The sequence below is a fragment of the Exiguobacterium acetylicum genome, assembly GCF_022170825.1.
In the GTDB taxonomy this organism is placed as follows: Bacteria; Bacillota; Bacilli; order Exiguobacteriales; family Exiguobacteriaceae; genus Exiguobacterium_A; species Exiguobacterium_A acetylicum_B.
In genome coordinates this window covers 1005746-1022628 of the sequence record NZ_CP081878.1, presented here as the reverse complement: position 1 = coordinate 1022628, position 16883 = coordinate 1005746, and the positions used below count along the sequence as shown (strand labels likewise).

Sequence of the window (16883 nt, the reverse complement as noted above, 5' to 3'; positions counted from 1 at the left end):
AAAGAATGATTGATCGCCGGACTTAACAAGGCCATCTGCTTCGCCGCATCTCCTCACTTCCTTTCTTCTTTATATAACTCGATTCCCGTTTCGTAGATGAAACCAACAAAAAAACGCCCTTTGGTTGAAAAAACCAAAGGACGCTTTTGACATTAACATTCATCAACCGATTCCGTAACCGGGACGACAGACTGGACGATCGGCAGTTCAACGATAAACGCCGAACCGACCCCTTCTGTTGATTCGACATGAATCATCCCTTCGTGTGAACGAACGATTTCTTGACAAATCGCGAGACCAAGACCCGTTCCGCCGATTTTTCGACTATCGGAATTGTCGACACGATAAAACTTACTGAACAGTTGTGGTAACGCATGACGCGGAATCCCAATGCCTTCGTCTTCGATCTTCAACTGGACGCGATCTTCGACTTGACGCATCGTAATCGTGATCTGACCACCATCAGGCGAATACTTGATCGCATTGTTGATTAGATTCGTGAACAATTGGCGCATCTTTTGTTCATCGGCATGAATCCGACCTGTCGTCGTTTCTTCGAAATCAAGGACAAGCTCATGATCTTTTGCTGAAGCCGTATGGAACTCGACCGTCTCCTGAATGACTTTTATCAAATCAAGCGGCTTAAAGTCATATTGTTGCTGACTTGATTCCATCCGCTGTACGTCTAAGAAGTCATTGACGAGATTCGTCAACCGTTCGGTTTCCGCATGAATCGTTTCGAGATACCGCTGACGTTTTGATTCCTGGACGTCTCGTGCAAGCATCAATTCTGTATAACCGTATATTGACGCAAGTGGTGTCCGCAATTCGTGTGATACGGTCGAGACAAATTCCGATTTCATCCGGTCGATTGCGGTCTCTGCCGTCACGTCACGTAAGACAAGCATCGTGCCGCGGAAACAACCGCCATAATGAATTTCTTCTGCATATAACGTAATGAATCGTTCTTCTTTATTCAAGGACAACGATAAGCTTTCTGTCGGAATTTCCTGACTGCATACCTGATCCATATAGGCGAGGAACTCCTCGTGTTGATCGACCTGCACCGCTAGCTCTTCGATTTTAACATCAAGCGTCATCAGTCCCTCATCTGCCACTTGATCGTGTGCCGGGTGATGGAACAACGCGAGCAACGGTTTGTTCGCAAAGATCGTTTCCCCTTCGATATAAATGACAGCCTCTCGAATCGAGTGGAGGAGTTTTGACGTTTTTTCGCGCTCTCGTTCGACTTCCTCAAAGACACGCATCCGTAGCAAGGAGAGTGCTAATTGACGAGAGAATGACCAAATTTCGTTCGTCTGGTCTTCCGTGAAGGCATCTCGGTAACGAACGAGATAGATACTCGCAATCATCGTATTTGTCGCTGGGTCCATGACCGGTACGACGATTTCATACATCGTGTACGGATACGGAAGTGGATGATGACTTGCGACTTGTTTACTCGAGCGTACAGCACGTTTGTTCATGCGAGCGCGTTCAAGTAACGATGTCGAGGCATGCAACAACTGATGCTCTTGCGCTGTTGTCATTCCGTACGAGACGATATCCGTATAACGATCTTGCTCTAAGAAAACGATCGCCCCAAGTTCAGCATCCGTGATCGTAATCAATTTTTCGATGATCGCTGGGTACGCCGTCAACGTTTCACGCGAAGCAAGCGTCTCCGTCAACTCATTTCGATAACGCAAATGCGTCTCGTTACGTAACGTGATATCGAGCGCTTCCTCGAGTTCTTCCTGTTGCGATTGCAGTTCTTCTTGCTGGGCAATCAATTCTTCCTGCTGACTTTGCAGTTCATCATTACTTGAGACGAGTTGGTATTTTTGACCCGAGATGGCGGCTGCCATCTGGTTAAATGTCGTCGTCAATTCACCAATCTCATCTTGACGGTTCGTAATGACGATTGGTGTTGCATCCTCACCATTAGCGAGTCGTCCACTTTCGCGGTTCAATTGACGCAACTGGCGTGTCAAGCGACGGACGAACGGTCGGACGAAGACAAGTGTGATCAACAAGAGAATCGCAATGTTGACCGCTCCGAGAATTTGCGATGAGTTGACTTGTTTACCAAGTCGTTCTTGTGCTGCCGTCTCCTGATCATTTAAGGAATTGCGATACTTCGTAAAGACCGTCTCCATATCAACGATACTTGAACTCATATCGGCTGCACTTTTCGTTTTGATGTTGAACTTCCGCTTTGGATCGAGTGCTTTTGATTTCGTGACTTTACCAAGTGTCGGCATCTTCAAAAATGGTTCCGTCACCTTTCCATCTTTTTTTGCCGCGACATAGTTGACGAGACTTGGCATGACCCGTTGCGTATAGGCAGTATAAAGCTCCCGTGCATCCGTTGCATACTGTTGTTCTTCTGGAAAACGAGCGTTCCGCTCAAACCAGGTCGTCTGTTGATTGATACCGTTCTTCTTTTTTTCGATTTCTTTTAGCATCTCTTCGTCCCCAAGTAAGACGAATCCACGCATTTCATATTGCATGCTTTGCCAAGACTCATATAAATCGGTCGCTCGAGTGCGATGCTCATTTAACATTTTCAACTCTTGTCGTGATTCATCCACCTGTTGTTTCGTATATAGGTATACACCACCGGTCGTTAAGAGCAGTGTCAAAAAAATCACATAAAACGCGGACATGATTTGACGTCCAATCGTTCGATTAAGCCATGTTTTCATTGGAGGAATTCAACTCCTTTCCCTTTATCCATATCCAGCAATAAAGGTATTCCCGTCCATTCATTGTAAACTTTTTTCAGACGATACACAGTATTCTGCTCAAAAAGATTTCATTTTCATACAACTTTAATCTAAATCGTTGTATATGACAATTAGATGTCAAAATTCGACCGTTTCTACAAAAAAAGAGCCCCTCAGGACTCTTTTTAATGATGATGGTGATGGCTATGACTATGGCTCCGGACGGGCTGTTCGTCCGCTAAATGATCCGCATCCAAGATGCCGAGTCGTAAGTACTGGGCGACGACTTGTTTTTTAGTCGTTTCGGAAATCTGATCCGTCCCCTGAACCAGCCTTAAGATACCGGTCGCAATCCGTAACGGTTCGAGATTCGTCTTTTCGATTGGAAAGCTCGTCAACGTTTCTAAGTAAGCAACGTAATTCTGCGCATCCGATTCATCCGGACTAACAAGACGCGCTGCATGCTCACGCAATCGAGTCGTCACTGACTTCGTTGAAATTCCCTTTGACGCATTTGAAATCAAGGCGTAGATAAAGAACCCAATGAGCAGAAAAAAGACAACACTGATGAAGAGCGGGGCAATCGTGAGAAGGCTTTCGTCTCCGAACTCGTCCCCCAAAAATGCTAGTGTGAACATGATGAACCCTCCAACTGAATAGGATGATGACGATAACTTGTCCTACGTCATCTTATTCCAGAAAGTTTCATCTCGTTAGGTAATTTTTTGTAATTCCGCTTGAAACCAATCTTCGACGTAAAAGCGTTCTGTCTCCGTCTCGATTTGATACGAATATAACACTTCGAAATCGCCTTCCGTCAACATCGGCAACGTCAATTCGCGCACGAGGTGACGTAACTCTTCCGTCAATTCAGCTTCGTAGCGAATGAATCCATCTTCCCGGTGTTCGACTTCCGTCAAATACGGAAGTAAAATATGCTTACCGAACGATTGTGGATCGTCAATCACTTCTGCTGTCACACCGAACAGTTCTTCTGCTTCTTCGACGAGCCCTTCCGCCGACTGTACTTCGATATGGTCCGGAAACCAGACCGTCAAGCGGCGTCCTTCCTGCAAAAGTCTTTCAAAGACGGGACGAAACGTTTGATTTTGGATCAGTTCGTATTGCATCAGTCTTCCCCTTTCGTAAATTCGAATTTTAATTGATCGCGTTCGAGATAGAGCATCGCCTTGAACTGACGCGCATTCTTTTTCATCTCGAGCGGCTTCGTCTTCTGACCAACGAGTACTTTTTTAACTTCCGTTTGTGTCAATCGGGCACCTAGAATTGTTTTCGGTAATGTAAAACCACAGTTGTTTTTTTGATAGCCACTACAGCCATAAAACTTCCCACGATCAAGCACTGCTGACTGGCACAGTGGACATGGACCGACCGGGCGATTCGTCGCTCCCCGCGGTGACTTGCTTTTAACTTGCGTTGGATCAACAGCGAGTTGCTCGATCCGTTGTTTCGCATCGACGACGAGATGCTCCGACAATTTTTTCGCCTGTTCAATGAACTGGGCGGCAGATGCTTCGCCTTTTCCAATCTGTTCAAGACGGCTCTCCCACTTCGCTGTCATTTCCGGTGAGGCAAGGATGCTTCCCGTCACGGCATCGATCAATATTCGACCTTTTGGTGTCGGATGAATCTCTTTTTTGACGAGTTTGATATACTCACGTCGTTTTAATCCATCGATGATCCCAGCACGGGTCGCTTCCGTTCCAAGCCCTTCGACTTCCTTCATGATTGCTTGCAGTTCATCCTCTAGCAACTTACCAGCTGTCTTCATGCCGAGGATCAGTGTCCCTTCCGTGTAGCGTTTCGGTGGCTCCGTTTGTTTCTCGAGCAGACGACAGCTTTTAATTGGCATCTCTTGTCCTTTTTCAACAGCTGGCAATTCGACTTCTTTCGATTCGATTTGCAATACCTGTTTAAAGCCCGGATCAATCGTTCGACTACCGCGTGTCAGGAAACGATCCGTCTCACGCGCCGTCACGATTTCCGTTTTTTCCGAGACAGCGTCCGGTGCAAATGCTGCTAGAAAACGTCGGACGATTAAATCATAGACTTGGGCATCACGACCGGATAACTTAGCGACGGCACCTGCTTCTTCTGTCGGAATGATCGCATAGTGGTCGCTAACCTTCGCCGGATTGACATAGCGTTTATCGTTTGCCGGATTGTTCGTCAAAACATTCTTGATTGGACTATACTCCGCTTGTTTCAATAACCGATCGAGGATAATCGGAAACTGACCTGCTTCCTCTTTTGTCACGAAAGACGAATCTGTTCGCGGATAACTGATCCAGCCGCGAATGTAGAGCTTTTGCGCGATATCGAGCGTCTCTTTGGCACCGAGTCCAAAGCGTCGACTCGCTTCCGTTTGCAAAAGTGACAAACTAAACCAGAACGGTGGACGTTCCGTTTGCCGTTTTTTCTCGATCGAGGCGACGATGCCTGTTCCTTTCGTCCGATCGACGATCGCTTGGGCCTGCTCTCGGTCACTCAGTTTCGTCTGTTTCTTCGCATTGATGTATTTCCCTTTGTAACGTGTAAAATCTGCTTCGACTTCATAATATGTCTCCGGTTGAAAATTCTCGATCTGTTTTTCCCGCTCGACGATCAAGGCAAGCGTCGGTGTTTGGACCCGTCCGAGCGAAAAGACGTCGGCGATGCCTTTCTTCTTCAGTAACGTTGTATAAGCACGGGATGCATTCATCCCAATCAACCAGTCGGCGCAAGCACGACTCATCGCTTCATGGAAAATGTTCTCCGTTTCCTTACCATCAAGTAGATTCGCAAAACCATGATCGACGGCTTGCGGCGTTAAACTAGAAATCCAGAGTCGTTGTAGTGGTTTCGCATTGTTTGCGAGACGTAAAATCAATCGGACGATTGCCTCTCCCTCTCGCTCGGCATCCGATGCTATAATGATGGAAGTCGTCGTCCGCTCGTTTAATAATTTTTTGATGACTTGATACGGTTTACTCTTGCCCTTTGCTAGTCGGTAATCAAATCGTTCCGGGATGATCGGCAAATGGTCGTAGTTCCATCGTTTCCATTTAGCGTCGTAATGCGCCGGCTCCTGGAGTTCGCACAAGTGCCCGACCGCATAGGCGAGTTTTGCTCCTTGCGGAAATCGATCACACGGTTTGATTTCAATGTAGCCGTCTCGTTTCACGGACGGATACGGGGCTGCCAATTTTTCAGCTTGTTTTGGTTTTTCAGCAATGATCAATTGCACACGCTTCACCCTCATTTCCTTACTTCAGACATGTGGAGGTACCCATGCCCTATTTTACGTTATTCATGGCTTTATTCTTTATTTCAACATCGGCAATCTTCGTCAAGTGGGCGGAGACCCCGATTGAGGCTGTCGCCTTTTACCGCATGTTATTCTCGACCTTGTTGTTGCTTCCACTCATTCGATTGAAGGAACTGTTGCAACTCAGTTCGTCGACGATTCGACACATGCTACTAAGTGGCGTTTTGCTCGCCGGTCATTTTTGGCTATGGTTCCTCTCTCTTGATTATACGACAGTTGCGAGCTCGACGCTCTTCGTGACCGCTAGTCCGATTTTCGTTCTTGCAGGTAACGCGTTGTTTTTCAAACAACATCCATCACGTAAGGCACTTTTGTTCGTCGCCGTCGCCTTATTCGGTGGTGGACTGGTCGCCTACGGGGATATCGCTGTCGGCATGCGCGCCTTGATTGGAGACGGTCTTGCTTTACTCGCAACGATTCTCGTCGCTGGTTATTGGTTGCTCGGTCAACACGTCCGGACGAGTGTCTCAACAAACCTTTATTCGTTCGGTGTCTATGCCGTCGCGTCAATTGTCTTACTCTTGTTGTCATTGATTCAATCAACGAACCTTGTTGCCGCGTTCCAACAGGACTGGTGGCTTTATATCCTCCTCGCCGTCTTCCCGACGTTGCTTGGTCACAATTTATTCAACTGGGCACTCGCTCGTGTCAGCGCGAGCATCGTCAGCATCACCATCCTCGGTGAAGCCGTCTGGGGTATGATTTTCGGTTATTATCTGTTTGATGAAACGTTGACGTGGATTCAAATCACAGGTGCCGCTTTACTGTTGATTGGGATCGGATTATTTCTCCGACGCAATGAACGCGACATTCGTGAACAGATTGCGCAACAAGAGAGTGCGACTAGTCACTCTTAACGACAAAAGCGGACCAGATGGCTATCATCTTGGTCCGCTTTTTCATTATGAACGAGGGTCTTCCGGTCGGACTTTCGGTAATCGCCATGTCATCATAAATGCAAGGACGGCACAGAGAATACCACCGATGAAGACGTAGCGTAATCCATGTGCTAATGCCACTTCCGCAGCATATTGTACGTCTTGTCCGAACGTTTTTGCCGTACTGGATTGGAAGAACGGATCAATCGCATACTCCGAGAGCTTATCTGATGCAGCAAACGAACGAAGGATCGATAGGTTGAAGATCGTACCAAAGATCGCGACACCAAGCGTCTGCCCTGTCGTGCTCAAGAACGAGTTAACGGCGGTTGCTGATCCGCGAAGGGACCAATCGACGGACGTCTGGAGTACAACCATGAAGACCGGTTGCGAGAGACCAAAGCCGATTCCGATCAGTGAAACAGCAAGATAAATGAAGACATCACTTGATTCGCGCGTAATCAACGATAAAATCGTCGTCCCGACGATTAGCAGTCCCATCCCGGTCATCGTCCGGTACCGGGGTGAAGCGACACCAATCGTACGTCCACCGATGATCGCCGTTAATGTCCAAAACAGTGACAGTGGCATCAACATGAACCCAGCTTCGGTCGGACTCTTTCCGAGCACGCCTTGCGCAAAGATCGGAATGTACGCTGACATCGAGACGAGCACCCAGGCCGAAAAGAAGACTGCCAAGTTAATCACGAGAATGACCGGATGGCGAATGACCGCTGGCGGCAACAGCGGGTCGCTCGCCTTTTTCTCAACCCGATAAAACGTAAACAGTAAAACAAAACTAATGAAAAAGCTGGCTAAGATGATCGGACGCAAGAATGTCTCCGATTCACTGCCTGATAATAAGCCGTACAGAAACGCACTCATCCCGAGCGCAAACAGTAACGCACCTCGGTAATCGATTTTCCGATCCGTTTCACGGACGGTCTCTTTGTAGTACACGACAATCATGAAAAAGGACAATAACGCAAACGGTACGTTCAATAAGAAGATGTAGCGCCATGAGAGTGATTCCACAAGGAACCCACCGACAAGTGGTCCGGCGACACCGGAAATTCCCCAAACAGCACTGAGTACGCCTTGGATTTTCCCGCGTTCTTCATATGTATACAAATCACCGATGATCGTCATTGCAATCGGCAACACGGCCCCTGCCCCAATCCCTTGAACGGCACGGAAGACGATTAACATCTCCATCGATTGAGCAAGTCCACACGCTAGTGATGCTACTGTGAAGACACCAATTCCGAATAACAGGACACGTTTTCGTCCATATAAATCGGCCATTTTCCCGTAAATCGGCGTCGAGACAGCCATGAATAGCAAGAATCCAGCAAAGATCCAACTGACTAATTTTGCCCCGTTCAGCTCACTTGCCATGACAGGTGTTGCCGTTGCAACGATCGTCCCCTCGATCGCGGCTAAAAACGTCGCGAGCAACAACGCGACGGTTACTTTTTTCCTCATCCCTTCCACTTCCTCTCTCCAGTTCTATCATACTGGTTGGACCAGTGATAAGAAAAGTAAATGCTTACGAGACAGGATTCGCGGGAACGGTATGGAATGGTATACACTAGACTCAGATTCACGATTTCGAATGGAGGAATGTCCTATGTTACGAAAAACGGCACTGATTACTGGTGCATCGGGTGGAATCGGACTCGATCTCGCTGTCCTCGCAGCGCGAGATGGTTTTGATTGCGTACTCGTTGCCCGCAATGAAAAGAAACTGAAAGAACTACAACAAGTTCTCGAAAAACGGTATCAGATCAAAGTCTATGTATTCGCTGCTGATTTATCACTACACGATAGTGTTGATCACCTTGTGCAGTACTTAGAGGAGCAAGAGCTAACAGTTGATCTATTGTTCAACAATGCCGGCTTCGCTACGTCGGGACGGTTTGCTGAAATTGACCCAACGGAAGATATTAACTCAATCCAAGTCAACGTCGTCGCTTTGACGGACCTGACGAAACGACTCTTACCAGGGATGGTCGAACGTGGCTTCGGACGCATCTTGAATGTCGCATCCGTTGCCGCCTTCATGCCAGGACCTTACATGAGTGTGTATTATGCGACGAAAGCCTATGTCCTCTCGTTCTCCGAAGCACTCGCAACGGAAGTCGATGGCTCGGGTGTCAGCGTAACCTGCCTCTGTCCGGGACCGACTGATACGAACTTCTTCGATCGAGCGAACATCACGCTCCCGTTCAAGAGTATGCCGTCGCACCTCGTCGCATTCGCAGGGTATCGTGGCATGCTCAAAGGTCGCCGTGTCGTCGTTCCAGGTGCGAGCAACCGCGCCATGGTTTCCTTATCTCGTCTCTTGCCACGCCGTCTCCTGACGGAAGTAACTGGTCGGATCCAGGACCCTGCTCGCCAGCAAGAGTCCTCGACAGAAGAAGATCTCCTGTACGCGAATTCATAAAAAATACGGAAGAGCCAGACATCTGGTTCTTCCGTATTTTTGTTTACGCTTCGTGATGACGAAACCGTCGCGTCGCGTACCGTTTAACGCGATCAAAGGTCGTCGTGTAGCGGTACAGATAACGAATGACGAGCGCACCCGTAATCGAGACGATGTAGCCCGTCGATAAGACGAGTAGCCAGGAGACAATCGCGAGGAACCATGAACTCTCGAATCGTAAATGTTGCCATAGTAATCCTTCTGATGAGGTAATCAACATGGCGCTTGGGAAAATAGCAGCAGCGAGTAAGTAACAAGCAGCGTAACGTCCTCTAATCGTACCTTTCATCAACAGAATACTGCCAAACACTAAGCCGACACTCGAGACGATGAGCAACATGACGACATAAGCAAGCGAAATCGATGATCCCAGCATATGCCTTCCCTCCTGTTCGGTATGTTACTATTCTGTACCCCTCTTTTCATCGAATGAATGCATAATTCGTAAAAAAATCGGAAACAATATCCAAATGAAAATGGCGTTACTGAATCCGTGTAGCAAATCAAACGTTCCTCCGGTCACGAGTAAGGTGAAGAAAGCTTGCCACGAAAAGTCGGTCAGTACTAAGAACCCGAGGTTACTTACCCATCCGTATAAGAAACCAGCGAGAAATCCATATCCAGTCAATACAATCCGGTAACGAAGAAACGGAACGAATCCTAGACTAGCGATGGTTGCATACGCTAGCGCCTGAAAGAGAACGAACGGACCGCTTCCGAGAAACAAACTTGTCAATACGACGACAAGCATCCCAGAAATGGCACCGACGACCGGATGGACGAATACGGCTACTAATAAAATGAGAGCCGTTGCCGGCTGAATGTTCGGCAAACTGGAGAACAACAATCGTCCGACGATTGCCGCTGCCGTGATGATGGCAATGAATCGTAATCGCTGATCTGTCATCGGCAGTTTTTCAAAGATGATCAAGAACAGACAAACGATCAGAATCGTTGTTACGATCATACAAATAGCCGGCTTTCCTGTAAAAATTGCTCCGTTGGTCCGTCAAAGGCAATTTCTCCGTGTACGAGATAGATGATCCGCTGCGCTGCGCGGATCAGGGCTGGATCATGTGTCGCCATGACGATGAGTGCCGCCGGACTCATCTTCCACGAATCGATGAAAGCCATCCGCGCTGGATCCTCAAGACCAGCCGTCGGTTCATCAAAGTAATAGCTGTCCTTGCACCAATCGATCTCGTCTAAAAGACGTTTTTTTTGCGTCGCAAAACTACCGCTTCGGTCATTTAGTGGTGCGAGCATCGGATGCGCTGGTACATAATGCGTCTGCCCCGAACGCCGGACTTTGCCGTATAGCGGTCGCTCAACTCCGAGTACAAGCCGTAGTAACGTCGATTTCCCACTTCCATTTGCACCGACGATCGCAATCCGTTCACCTTGATGAAACGATAATTTCCCTGTCACGAGTGCATAACGCGCCTGTAGCGGATAACGGTGCTGGACGTTCTCAATCCAGTCTAAGAGACGTCCTGTCGTTTCGACCGGTTCACTCGTACGCGAGAGGTCGGATTGTCTCGTCATCGAACAATGAATTTGACAATCAAACCGTCGTTCGATTTCTTCAAGCAATCCCATCAATCGCTTCCGCCGGACATGATCAAGAAACAGAAATGGTTCCGACAAGAACAGGGTCTTTGGTGACGAAGACAAGGCATGACCGAGCGCAACGAGCTGTTGTTCTCCGGATGAGAGTTCACTCGACTCGGCTTCAAAAAAAGCTTCTAGTCCTAGCAAGGTCGCGAGTTCTCCTGCCCGAAACAAAGAAACGGTAGCGAGAAGATCCCGGACACGTCCATGTAGTAGTCGCTCTGGTGTCAAAACAGCTTGTTCATGTTCGTTTGCCTGTCGTCGTAAACGTTCTTCTCGATCGGTGTCGGTATACATGATAGGCATCCCGGATTCCCCCTTTCGTAAATAATAACGATACCGGTAAAGCAATCGCCGTAATGATTGCCCATGGTGTAAAACAGAGCACTAAACTAATCGTGAGCAGTACCCCGGTCTGCACATCACGACTCGCTACCGGTCTTAAGCGAGACGGTGCCGCTTCGATCGGTATAATATGATAGGCCGCCATCCGCTCTAGTCGAACAGCAAGCGACGCATCCGGATGACTCATCTTGACTTCCGGCCAAGTTCGTAGGAAAGACGGAATTAACGCCAGCACCATACCTGTCAACCGCGTCAATCGGGGTAAAAAACGAAATAATGGTCCCATCTGATCGAGTCGAACCAATGTGAAGATCCATTGACTCGAAGTGACGAATAGCGTCACCTGAATCGTCGTCTCATAGATTGCCACCGTGTCGATACTCGCTCCATACAAAAGCGGCACACACATCATGACCGCATAAAGAGCTGGAAGGACTAAATAACGAAAGACATTTCGTTCTTGAACGAATAAAAAGAGCAGTAGATGATAGACGACGATGGTCGTTTGGTCGTGTGTGAGGACGAAAGGAATCATGATCATCCCGATGAAAAAGAGAGCGACGTTCACTGGGTGAAGTCGCTCCCGTTCTGGTTTACTCAAAATAAGCCATTGCATCTTTTTCAAATCGCCATTCGAGACGATCTCCTTTTTTCAGTTCATAACTTCCGGCACCGACTTCACCCGGTTTTCCATTGACACCGAAAACCCAGCCACTTCCTGCACCAGCTGACTTTTCACGAATCCCATCGACTGCCGTGACGTATGCCATCTCACCTTTACCTGTTTTGACGACATCGAGTGTCGTGTCTTCGAGCGCATCAAGTGCCGTGTCTTCTTTATTAAGACAAACGTCTTTATCAAACAACGTCTTATCCTTAACATGATCGACGACCGATACTTTGACTTCCGCGTCACATGACGCTGTTTGTTGCTCCTCTTTTGCTTCTGCACAACCGGCAAGTAACACGATACTTGCGGCAAATAGCCATTTTTTCATCGTACGACTCCTTTTCGCCTTGATGTCTCAAAGCTGTAATTGTATAAAAGAATGGTTTTATCTCGAAGTGATTGACCGTCAGAACGGTAATACGTCAAACGGATCGCATTCGCTAAAACATCGTCTCCGGTATTGACATACGGAATCAGTTTCCCTTTGTCATCAATCAAAAAGACTGTCGCATCTTGCAGACTGAATGTTTCGTATAGACCATCGAGATCCATCTCGATGTATGGTGTTTTCGAATCGTGTAAAATTTCGTGAATCGAGAGCTTTCGTAACATTTCAAACGATTGTTCAGCATCGATCAACTTTTGATAGTACGAGGTCAGGGATTTTGTCGTCAACTCTTCACGCGGTCGATAGGAGATCGTACCTGTCAATTCCTGATAACTGACATCATATCGAATGAAACGTTTCGGTGTTTGAACGAGCATCTCAAACGAAGCATTTCGGAGATTTCCACCGCGATCAAACATCAACTGACTTTGTTCCATGCGTAGCCCCTCTTCCCCGACACGTCGTTCGACTTGTGCGAGAAAACTGTCAAATGAATCATCCGTGATTGTCACGCGACCAATCTGTTGCGTTTCTTCCCGCAACATCCCAGCGTCAAACGGTCCGAGAAAGAGTTGGAATAAGAAGAACAGGAATCCAAAGAGTGCCATATAGCGTTTATAACGCGAGTTCTTTTTGGGGTGCAGGACGATCAAGAAAATAATGATGCCGAGCGGTAGCTGAATATCATAAACGGGAAATGACACAGCACCGAGACACGCATAAAAAATGAACTTCATGTACAAATATTTTTCTTTTTCTGTCCGGCGCTCGAGTAAAAAGCCTAATCCGCTAGCAGCCAGTAAAAAGAGCGCCCATAAAATGAGAAAGTCCATCGCCTATCCTTTGACCGGGACGACCCGGTGATCATTCATGAGATGACTGTTCGCGAATACTTCTCGCGCCTCTTGCTCCAGTACTTCTTCTTGATCGACATAACGGGCGGATACATGCGTCAACAGAAGTTTTTTTGCCTGTGCCGCATCCGCGATTTCGGCTGCCTGACGGGCGGTCGAGTGCCCGAAGCGTCCGGCGTGTTCGACTTCACTGTCTGCAAACGTCGCCTCATGCACTAACACATCGACGTCTCGCGCGAGTTCAATCGCCGCTTCGCATGGCATCGTATCACCAAGAACGGCCAGTTTGATCCCTGGTTTTGGTGCTTCTAAAAAGTCCGACGACGCATAGATCGTACCATCGAATTCAAATGTTTCTTCGAGTGTGATTCGGCGATAGAGTGGACCAGATGGTACGCCTAGTGCTTTTAGCGCATCAACACGTAACGCTCCTCGTTCCTCTGGTCCTTCTAGTCGATATCCGAACGCTGAAAAACGGTGTTCGAGCAGGCGCGCGGTAATGAGAAATCCATCCTGTTCGTAGGTTTGACCATCCTCGACTTCAATGATCCGCAGCGGGTATCGCAAATACGTCCCTGTGATGCGTAATGTCGCGTCCATCCATTCTTTAATCCCAGTCGGTCCATAGATCGTGAGCGGTGTCGTTCCTTCTAGCGCCGCTCTTGTACTGATGAAACCAGGCAGTCCAAAGATATGGTCCCCATGCAGGTGGGTAATGAAAATCGCATTGACTTTACGTGGTTTAATCGGACTGTGTAAGATTTGATGCTGCGTCGCCTCGCCACAATCGAACAACCACGTCATTTTGGGGTGTAACAAGGCAATCGATGTGACGTTCCGTTGTTTCGACGGCATACCGGCTCCTGTCCCTAAAAAATAAAATTCCATCTTTTTCCCCTTTTCGTAAAATTAGCATTTTTTATACACAAAATACACCTTTCATCCGGTGAAGCATGGTAAACTGTACCTATTCAGATTTGGAAGGTGGTTTTTTCCATGACTAAAATTGAACGGACCTATACCCGCATCGTCCGGGAAGCCCGCAAACTGAACGAGAGTTATCGGCAAAAATACGGAAAGTCGATTCAAATTGATGAAATCGCTTCGACCTTATTATGTACAGAAGAACTCGTTCTAGAGTCTATGGAATATGTTGATCGTCCTCAAGTAGTTTAATCGTACAATGATAAAGAGTGTACCGCAATGTTGCGGTACACTCTTTTTTGTGTTTCATCAGCTTATTTGTTCGTGATGTAATCGACTAACGTCACGCAAAGTTCCGCTGTTTTGACGAGTTCTTCGATTGGCATCTTCTCATTTGTCGTGTGGATATCTTCATATCCGACAGCCAAGTTGACCGTTGGGATACCAAAACCAGCGATGACGTTGGCATCTGATCCGCCACCAGAATGTAAGAGACGTGGTGTCCGTCCGAGTTGAGTGATCGCTGCTTTCGCGACTTCAACGACTTGATCTCCATCCTCGAACTTGAAGCCTGGGTACATGACTTTGACTTCGACTTCAGCGCGACCGCCAAGCTCTGCTGCCGCTTCTTCAAACGCCGCTTTCATCTTCTCTGTCTGTGCTTCCATCTTTGGAGCGACGAGTGACCGTGCTTCAGCAAAGATTTCGACATAATCGCAAACGATGTTCGTCGATGGACCACCACCGCTGAATCGGCCGATGTTCGCCGTCGTCTCTTCATCGATTCGACCGAGCGGCATCTTCGCGATCGCTTTCGAAGCAATCGTAATCGCCGAGACACCTTTTTCCGGTGCTACACCAGCGTGAGCTGTTTTCCCGAAAATCTTCGCATTGACTTTTGCTTGTGTTGGGGCAGCCGTGATGATGTCTCCGACTTTTCCATCTGAATCGAGTGCAAAACCGTAATCGGCATCGATTTTTGATGGATCAAGAACCATCGCACCGACGAGTCCAGATTCTTCACCGACTGTGATGACGAACTGAATTTTTCCGTGAGGTTGTTTCGTTTCATTCAATACATGCACGAGTTCGATCAGAGATGCGAGACCTGTTTTATCGTCTGCCCCAAGAATCGTTGTGCCGTCCGTCTTGACGTAACCGTCCTCGATGATCGGTTTAATGCCTTGACCCGGGAATACCGTATCCATATGGGAAGTGAAATAAATTTTATCGACGCCGTCTTTCGTTGCCGGAAGCGTGACGATTAAATTGTTTCCTTTATGTTCCGTCTTGGATGAAGCGTCATCCTCGAACACATCACATCCGAGATCCTCGAACGTTTTTTTCAAATGGGCACAAATGCGTGCCTCCTCTTTTGATTCCGAATCGATCTGGACAAGTTCTAAAAACGTATCTAATACGCGTTGTTCATTGACCATGACAAAACCCTCCTCCTAATATGTTTCAATCCACTAGCGCTTTTTTAGTATACCATCCCCATCGTCATTTGCACTTCTGAAAGGTTGTTTGTACAATGGCAGTAATCAGTCGATACGAGAGAGGAGTCAATGACGATATGGCAAAACCATCGAAACAACAACGCATCATCAAATGGACGACGATCGGGATTTTAGCGATCTTCCTGATTGGTACGTTCGCCTCGACGATGTTTTATTTCTTTTGATTGACGTAGCGTTGTTTTAAACGTAAATATTGCTCCGCTTCTTGTAGCATGTGCAGTAAGGCAGAGCGGACCTCGAACTCTTCCCGCGTGACGGGTAAGGCAGAGGCACGAAAACGTGTCAATAATGCCTCTAGTTCTGAAATGTACACCATTGCGTCGGCTTCAGGTCGGACATTGTCACCAATCGTCCGAAAGAAGTCGGCGACTTTTTTTCCTTCTTCGACGACGAGGACGAGTTCCTCGGCATGATGGACGATACCGCGCAGTAACTCGAATTGTTGTTCGCGCATCCGGAAGTAGGCATAATCTTCATCATCGTTCCGACGACCGATTGCGTTTCCCATCCGTTTTAAGGCGGCATCCTTTCCTTCACGTAACAGACGTTCTGTCTCGTCAAGCGTCAACGCATGATGATTGACCCGCCCTGTCTCGATCGCAGCGGCGACTTCGAAGAATAAGGCAGCGATCCGTTGATCAATCTTTTCTCGGCGGTCGTCAATCAACAAATCGAGACTTGGCATGTACATGTTGACAAGCAATCCGACACCGACTCCAATGCCAAGCAATAAGGATTCATTTAACAGGATGTGCGCGTTGAGCTGACGTTCCGTATACAAATGTGTCAGAATGACGACACTCGTGATGAAGCCGTCCTGAAGTCGGAGGCGTTGAACGGAGGGAAGGAATAAAATGAAATAGATCAATAACGTCACCGGACGATAGCCGATGACCTCGAATAGAATGAATCCGAGCACGATGGCAAGTAATGATGCCATGATGCGTTCGTAAGAAGACCGAAACGTCTTCTTTCGTGTCGATTGGATGCTCAAGATGGCGATGATGGCAGCGAAGACGTAATAGTCGAGCTTGAGCTGTTCTGCGATCCACATCGCGAGCGCAGCAGCGACTGCTGTCTTCAGCGTGCGATAACCGATTTGCAACAGGTTCACCCCCTTTTGTTTTTCTTTGTTAGACTACCTACGTTGG

18 protein-coding genes are annotated in these 16883 nt (G+C 47.7%); 4 read left to right on the top strand and 14 right to left on the bottom strand.

Translation table 11 applies throughout. The annotated features are described in order from the left end of the window. Positions 1-152 precede the first annotated feature (152 nt). From K6T22_RS05230 to K6T22_RS05215, 4 genes are all read right to left on the bottom strand, one after another. Positions 153-2708, bottom strand: coding sequence for a sensor histidine kinase (locus tag K6T22_RS05230; protein WP_238239258.1), 2556 nt, complete (start codon positions 2706-2708; stop codon positions 153-155). A gap of 206 nt (positions 2709-2914) precedes the next feature. Further along, positions 2915-3367 carry a hypothetical protein gene (locus K6T22_RS05225; protein ID WP_238239257.1) on the bottom strand — a complete coding sequence of 151 codons (453 nt, stop codon included), beginning with the start codon at positions 3365-3367 and terminating at the stop codon, positions 2915-2917. Positions 3368-3442: 75 nt separating this feature from the next. Further along, complete coding sequence (locus K6T22_RS05220) at positions 3443-3859, bottom strand: hypothetical protein (protein WP_214808234.1); 417 nt, start codon at positions 3857-3859, stop codon at positions 3443-3445. Beyond that, positions 3859-5976 carry a DNA topoisomerase III gene (locus K6T22_RS05215; protein ID WP_238239256.1) on the bottom strand — a complete coding sequence of 706 codons (2118 nt, stop codon included), beginning with the start codon at positions 5974-5976 and terminating at the stop codon, positions 3859-3861. Before K6T22_RS05215 ends, K6T22_RS05220 begins: the two co-directional genes overlap by 1 nt. 44 nt (positions 5977-6020) lie before the next feature. Between K6T22_RS05215 and K6T22_RS05210 the strand changes: the two genes are divergently transcribed. Then, positions 6021-6914 (top strand): DMT family transporter, encoded by an 894-nt coding sequence (locus K6T22_RS05210; RefSeq protein ID WP_238239254.1) that lies wholly within the window; start codon positions 6021-6023, stop codon positions 6912-6914. A 45-nt stretch (positions 6915-6959) separates the two neighbouring features. Here the strand turns inward: K6T22_RS05210 and K6T22_RS05205 are convergent, their stop codons facing one another. Continuing rightward, complete coding sequence (locus tag K6T22_RS05205; RefSeq protein ID WP_238239253.1) at positions 6960-8420, bottom strand: MDR family MFS transporter; 1461 nt, start codon at positions 8418-8420, stop codon at positions 6960-6962. Between the two features lie 145 nt (positions 8421-8565). Here K6T22_RS05205 and K6T22_RS05200 point away from each other — a divergent pair, with 145 nt between their 5' ends. Next, positions 8566-9381 (top strand): SDR family NAD(P)-dependent oxidoreductase, encoded by an 816-nt coding sequence (locus K6T22_RS05200; RefSeq protein WP_238239252.1) that lies wholly within the window; start codon positions 8566-8568, stop codon positions 9379-9381. Positions 9382-9424: 43 nt separating this feature from the next. Here K6T22_RS05200 and K6T22_RS05195 read toward each other — a convergent pair whose 3' ends face one another. From K6T22_RS05195 to rnz, 7 genes are read right to left on the bottom strand one after another with little or no spacing between them, the layout of a single operon-like run. Beyond that, positions 9425-9796, bottom strand: coding sequence for a hypothetical protein (locus tag K6T22_RS05195; RefSeq protein ID WP_023467636.1), 372 nt, complete (start codon positions 9794-9796; stop codon positions 9425-9427). Between the two features lie 27 nt (positions 9797-9823). Next, positions 9824-10387 (bottom strand): ECF transporter S component, encoded by a 564-nt coding sequence (locus K6T22_RS05190; RefSeq protein WP_238239251.1) that lies wholly within the window; start codon positions 10385-10387, stop codon positions 9824-9826. Continuing rightward, complete coding sequence (locus K6T22_RS05185; RefSeq protein ID WP_238239250.1) at positions 10384-11337, bottom strand: ATP-binding cassette domain-containing protein; 954 nt, start codon at positions 11335-11337, stop codon at positions 10384-10386. The genes K6T22_RS05190 and K6T22_RS05185 overlap by 4 nt, the downstream gene beginning before the upstream one ends. Beyond that, positions 11273-11992 carry a hypothetical protein gene (locus tag K6T22_RS05180; RefSeq protein WP_238239249.1) on the bottom strand — a complete coding sequence of 240 codons (720 nt, stop codon included), beginning with the start codon at positions 11990-11992 and terminating at the stop codon, positions 11273-11275. The genes K6T22_RS05185 and K6T22_RS05180 overlap by 65 nt, the downstream gene beginning before the upstream one ends. Then, the gene (locus K6T22_RS05175) at positions 11970-12374 is read right to left on the bottom strand and encodes a DUF4430 domain-containing protein (protein WP_053452846.1); all 405 of its coding nucleotides are present in this window, start codon (positions 12372-12374) and stop codon (positions 11970-11972) included. The genes K6T22_RS05180 and K6T22_RS05175 overlap by 23 nt, the downstream gene beginning before the upstream one ends. Continuing rightward, complete coding sequence (locus K6T22_RS05170; RefSeq protein WP_238239248.1) at positions 12371-13267, bottom strand: hypothetical protein; 897 nt, start codon at positions 13265-13267, stop codon at positions 12371-12373. Before K6T22_RS05170 ends, K6T22_RS05175 begins: the two co-directional genes overlap by 4 nt. 3 nt (positions 13268-13270) lie before the next feature. Continuing rightward, on the bottom strand, positions 13271-14176 hold the full coding sequence (gene rnz, locus K6T22_RS05165) for a ribonuclease Z (RefSeq protein WP_238239247.1): 906 nt from the start codon (positions 14174-14176) through the stop codon (positions 13271-13273). 108 nt (positions 14177-14284) lie between these two features. Here rnz and K6T22_RS05160 point away from each other — a divergent pair, with 108 nt between their 5' ends. Further along, positions 14285-14464 carry a hypothetical protein gene (locus K6T22_RS05160; protein WP_238239246.1) on the top strand — a complete coding sequence of 60 codons (180 nt, stop codon included), beginning with the start codon at positions 14285-14287 and terminating at the stop codon, positions 14462-14464. 62 nt (positions 14465-14526) lie between these two features. Here K6T22_RS05160 and K6T22_RS05155 read toward each other — a convergent pair whose 3' ends face one another. Further along, complete coding sequence (locus K6T22_RS05155) at positions 14527-15651, bottom strand: M20/M25/M40 family metallo-hydrolase (protein ID WP_050678519.1); 1125 nt, start codon at positions 15649-15651, stop codon at positions 14527-14529. Positions 15652-15746: 95 nt separating this feature from the next. On the opposite strand from K6T22_RS05155, the gene K6T22_RS05150 reads away from it, so the two are divergent. After that, the gene (locus K6T22_RS05150) at positions 15747-15896 is read left to right on the top strand and encodes a hypothetical protein (protein ID WP_156501846.1); all 150 of its coding nucleotides are present in this window, start codon (positions 15747-15749) and stop codon (positions 15894-15896) included. Here the strand turns inward: K6T22_RS05150 and K6T22_RS05145 are convergent. After that, positions 15884-16846 (bottom strand): aromatic acid exporter family protein, encoded by a 963-nt coding sequence (locus tag K6T22_RS05145; RefSeq protein ID WP_235147627.1) that lies wholly within the window; start codon positions 16844-16846, stop codon positions 15884-15886. The genes K6T22_RS05150 and K6T22_RS05145 overlap by 13 nt on opposite strands. Positions 16847-16883 lie beyond the last annotated feature (37 nt).

Excerpts from the sequence above, each read along its gene's own strand:
- K6T22_RS05155 (WP_050678519.1), bottom strand. The coding sequence starts at position 15,651 with ATGGTCAATGAACAACGCGTATTAGATACGTTTTTAGAACTTGTCCAG.
- K6T22_RS05170 (WP_238239248.1), bottom strand. The coding sequence starts at position 13,267 with ATGGACTTTCTCATTTTATGGGCGCTCTTTTTACTGGCTGCTAGCGGA.
- K6T22_RS05160 (WP_238239246.1), top strand. The coding sequence starts at position 14,285 with ATGACTAAAATTGAACGGACCTATACCCGCATCGTCCGGGAAGCCCGC.
- K6T22_RS05200 (WP_238239252.1), top strand. The coding sequence starts at position 8,566 with ATGTTACGAAAAACGGCACTGATTACTGGTGCATCGGGTGGAATCGGA.
- K6T22_RS05185 (WP_238239250.1), bottom strand. The coding sequence starts at position 11,337 with ATGCCTATCATGTATACCGACACCGATCGAGAAGAACGTTTACGACGA.
- K6T22_RS05150 (WP_156501846.1), top strand. The coding sequence starts at position 15,747 with ATGGCAGTAATCAGTCGATACGAGAGAGGAGTCAATGACGATATGGCA.
- K6T22_RS05190 (WP_238239251.1), bottom strand. The coding sequence starts at position 10,387 with ATGATCGTAACAACGATTCTGATCGTTTGTCTGTTCTTGATCATCTTT.
- rnz (WP_238239247.1), bottom strand. The coding sequence starts at position 14,176 with ATGGAATTTTATTTTTTAGGGACAGGAGCCGGTATGCCGTCGAAACAA.
- K6T22_RS05225 (WP_238239257.1), bottom strand. The coding sequence starts at position 3,367 with ATGTTCACACTAGCATTTTTGGGGGACGAGTTCGGAGACGAAAGCCTT.
- K6T22_RS05210 (WP_238239254.1), top strand. The coding sequence starts at position 6,021 with ATGCCCTATTTTACGTTATTCATGGCTTTATTCTTTATTTCAACATCG.
- K6T22_RS05220 (WP_214808234.1), bottom strand. The coding sequence starts at position 3,859 with ATGCAATACGAACTGATCCAAAATCAAACGTTTCGTCCCGTCTTTGAA.
- K6T22_RS05205 (WP_238239253.1), bottom strand. The coding sequence starts at position 8,420 with ATGAGGAAAAAAGTAACCGTCGCGTTGTTGCTCGCGACGTTTTTAGCC.
- K6T22_RS05180 (WP_238239249.1), bottom strand. The coding sequence starts at position 11,992 with ATGCAATGGCTTATTTTGAGTAAACCAGAACGGGAGCGACTTCACCCA.
- K6T22_RS05195 (WP_023467636.1), bottom strand. The coding sequence starts at position 9,796 with ATGCTGGGATCATCGATTTCGCTTGCTTATGTCGTCATGTTGCTCATC.
- K6T22_RS05175 (WP_053452846.1), bottom strand. The coding sequence starts at position 12,374 with ATGAAAAAATGGCTATTTGCCGCAAGTATCGTGTTACTTGCCGGTTGT.
- K6T22_RS05230 (WP_238239258.1), bottom strand. The coding sequence starts at position 2,708 with ATGAAAACATGGCTTAATCGAACGATTGGACGTCAAATCATGTCCGCG.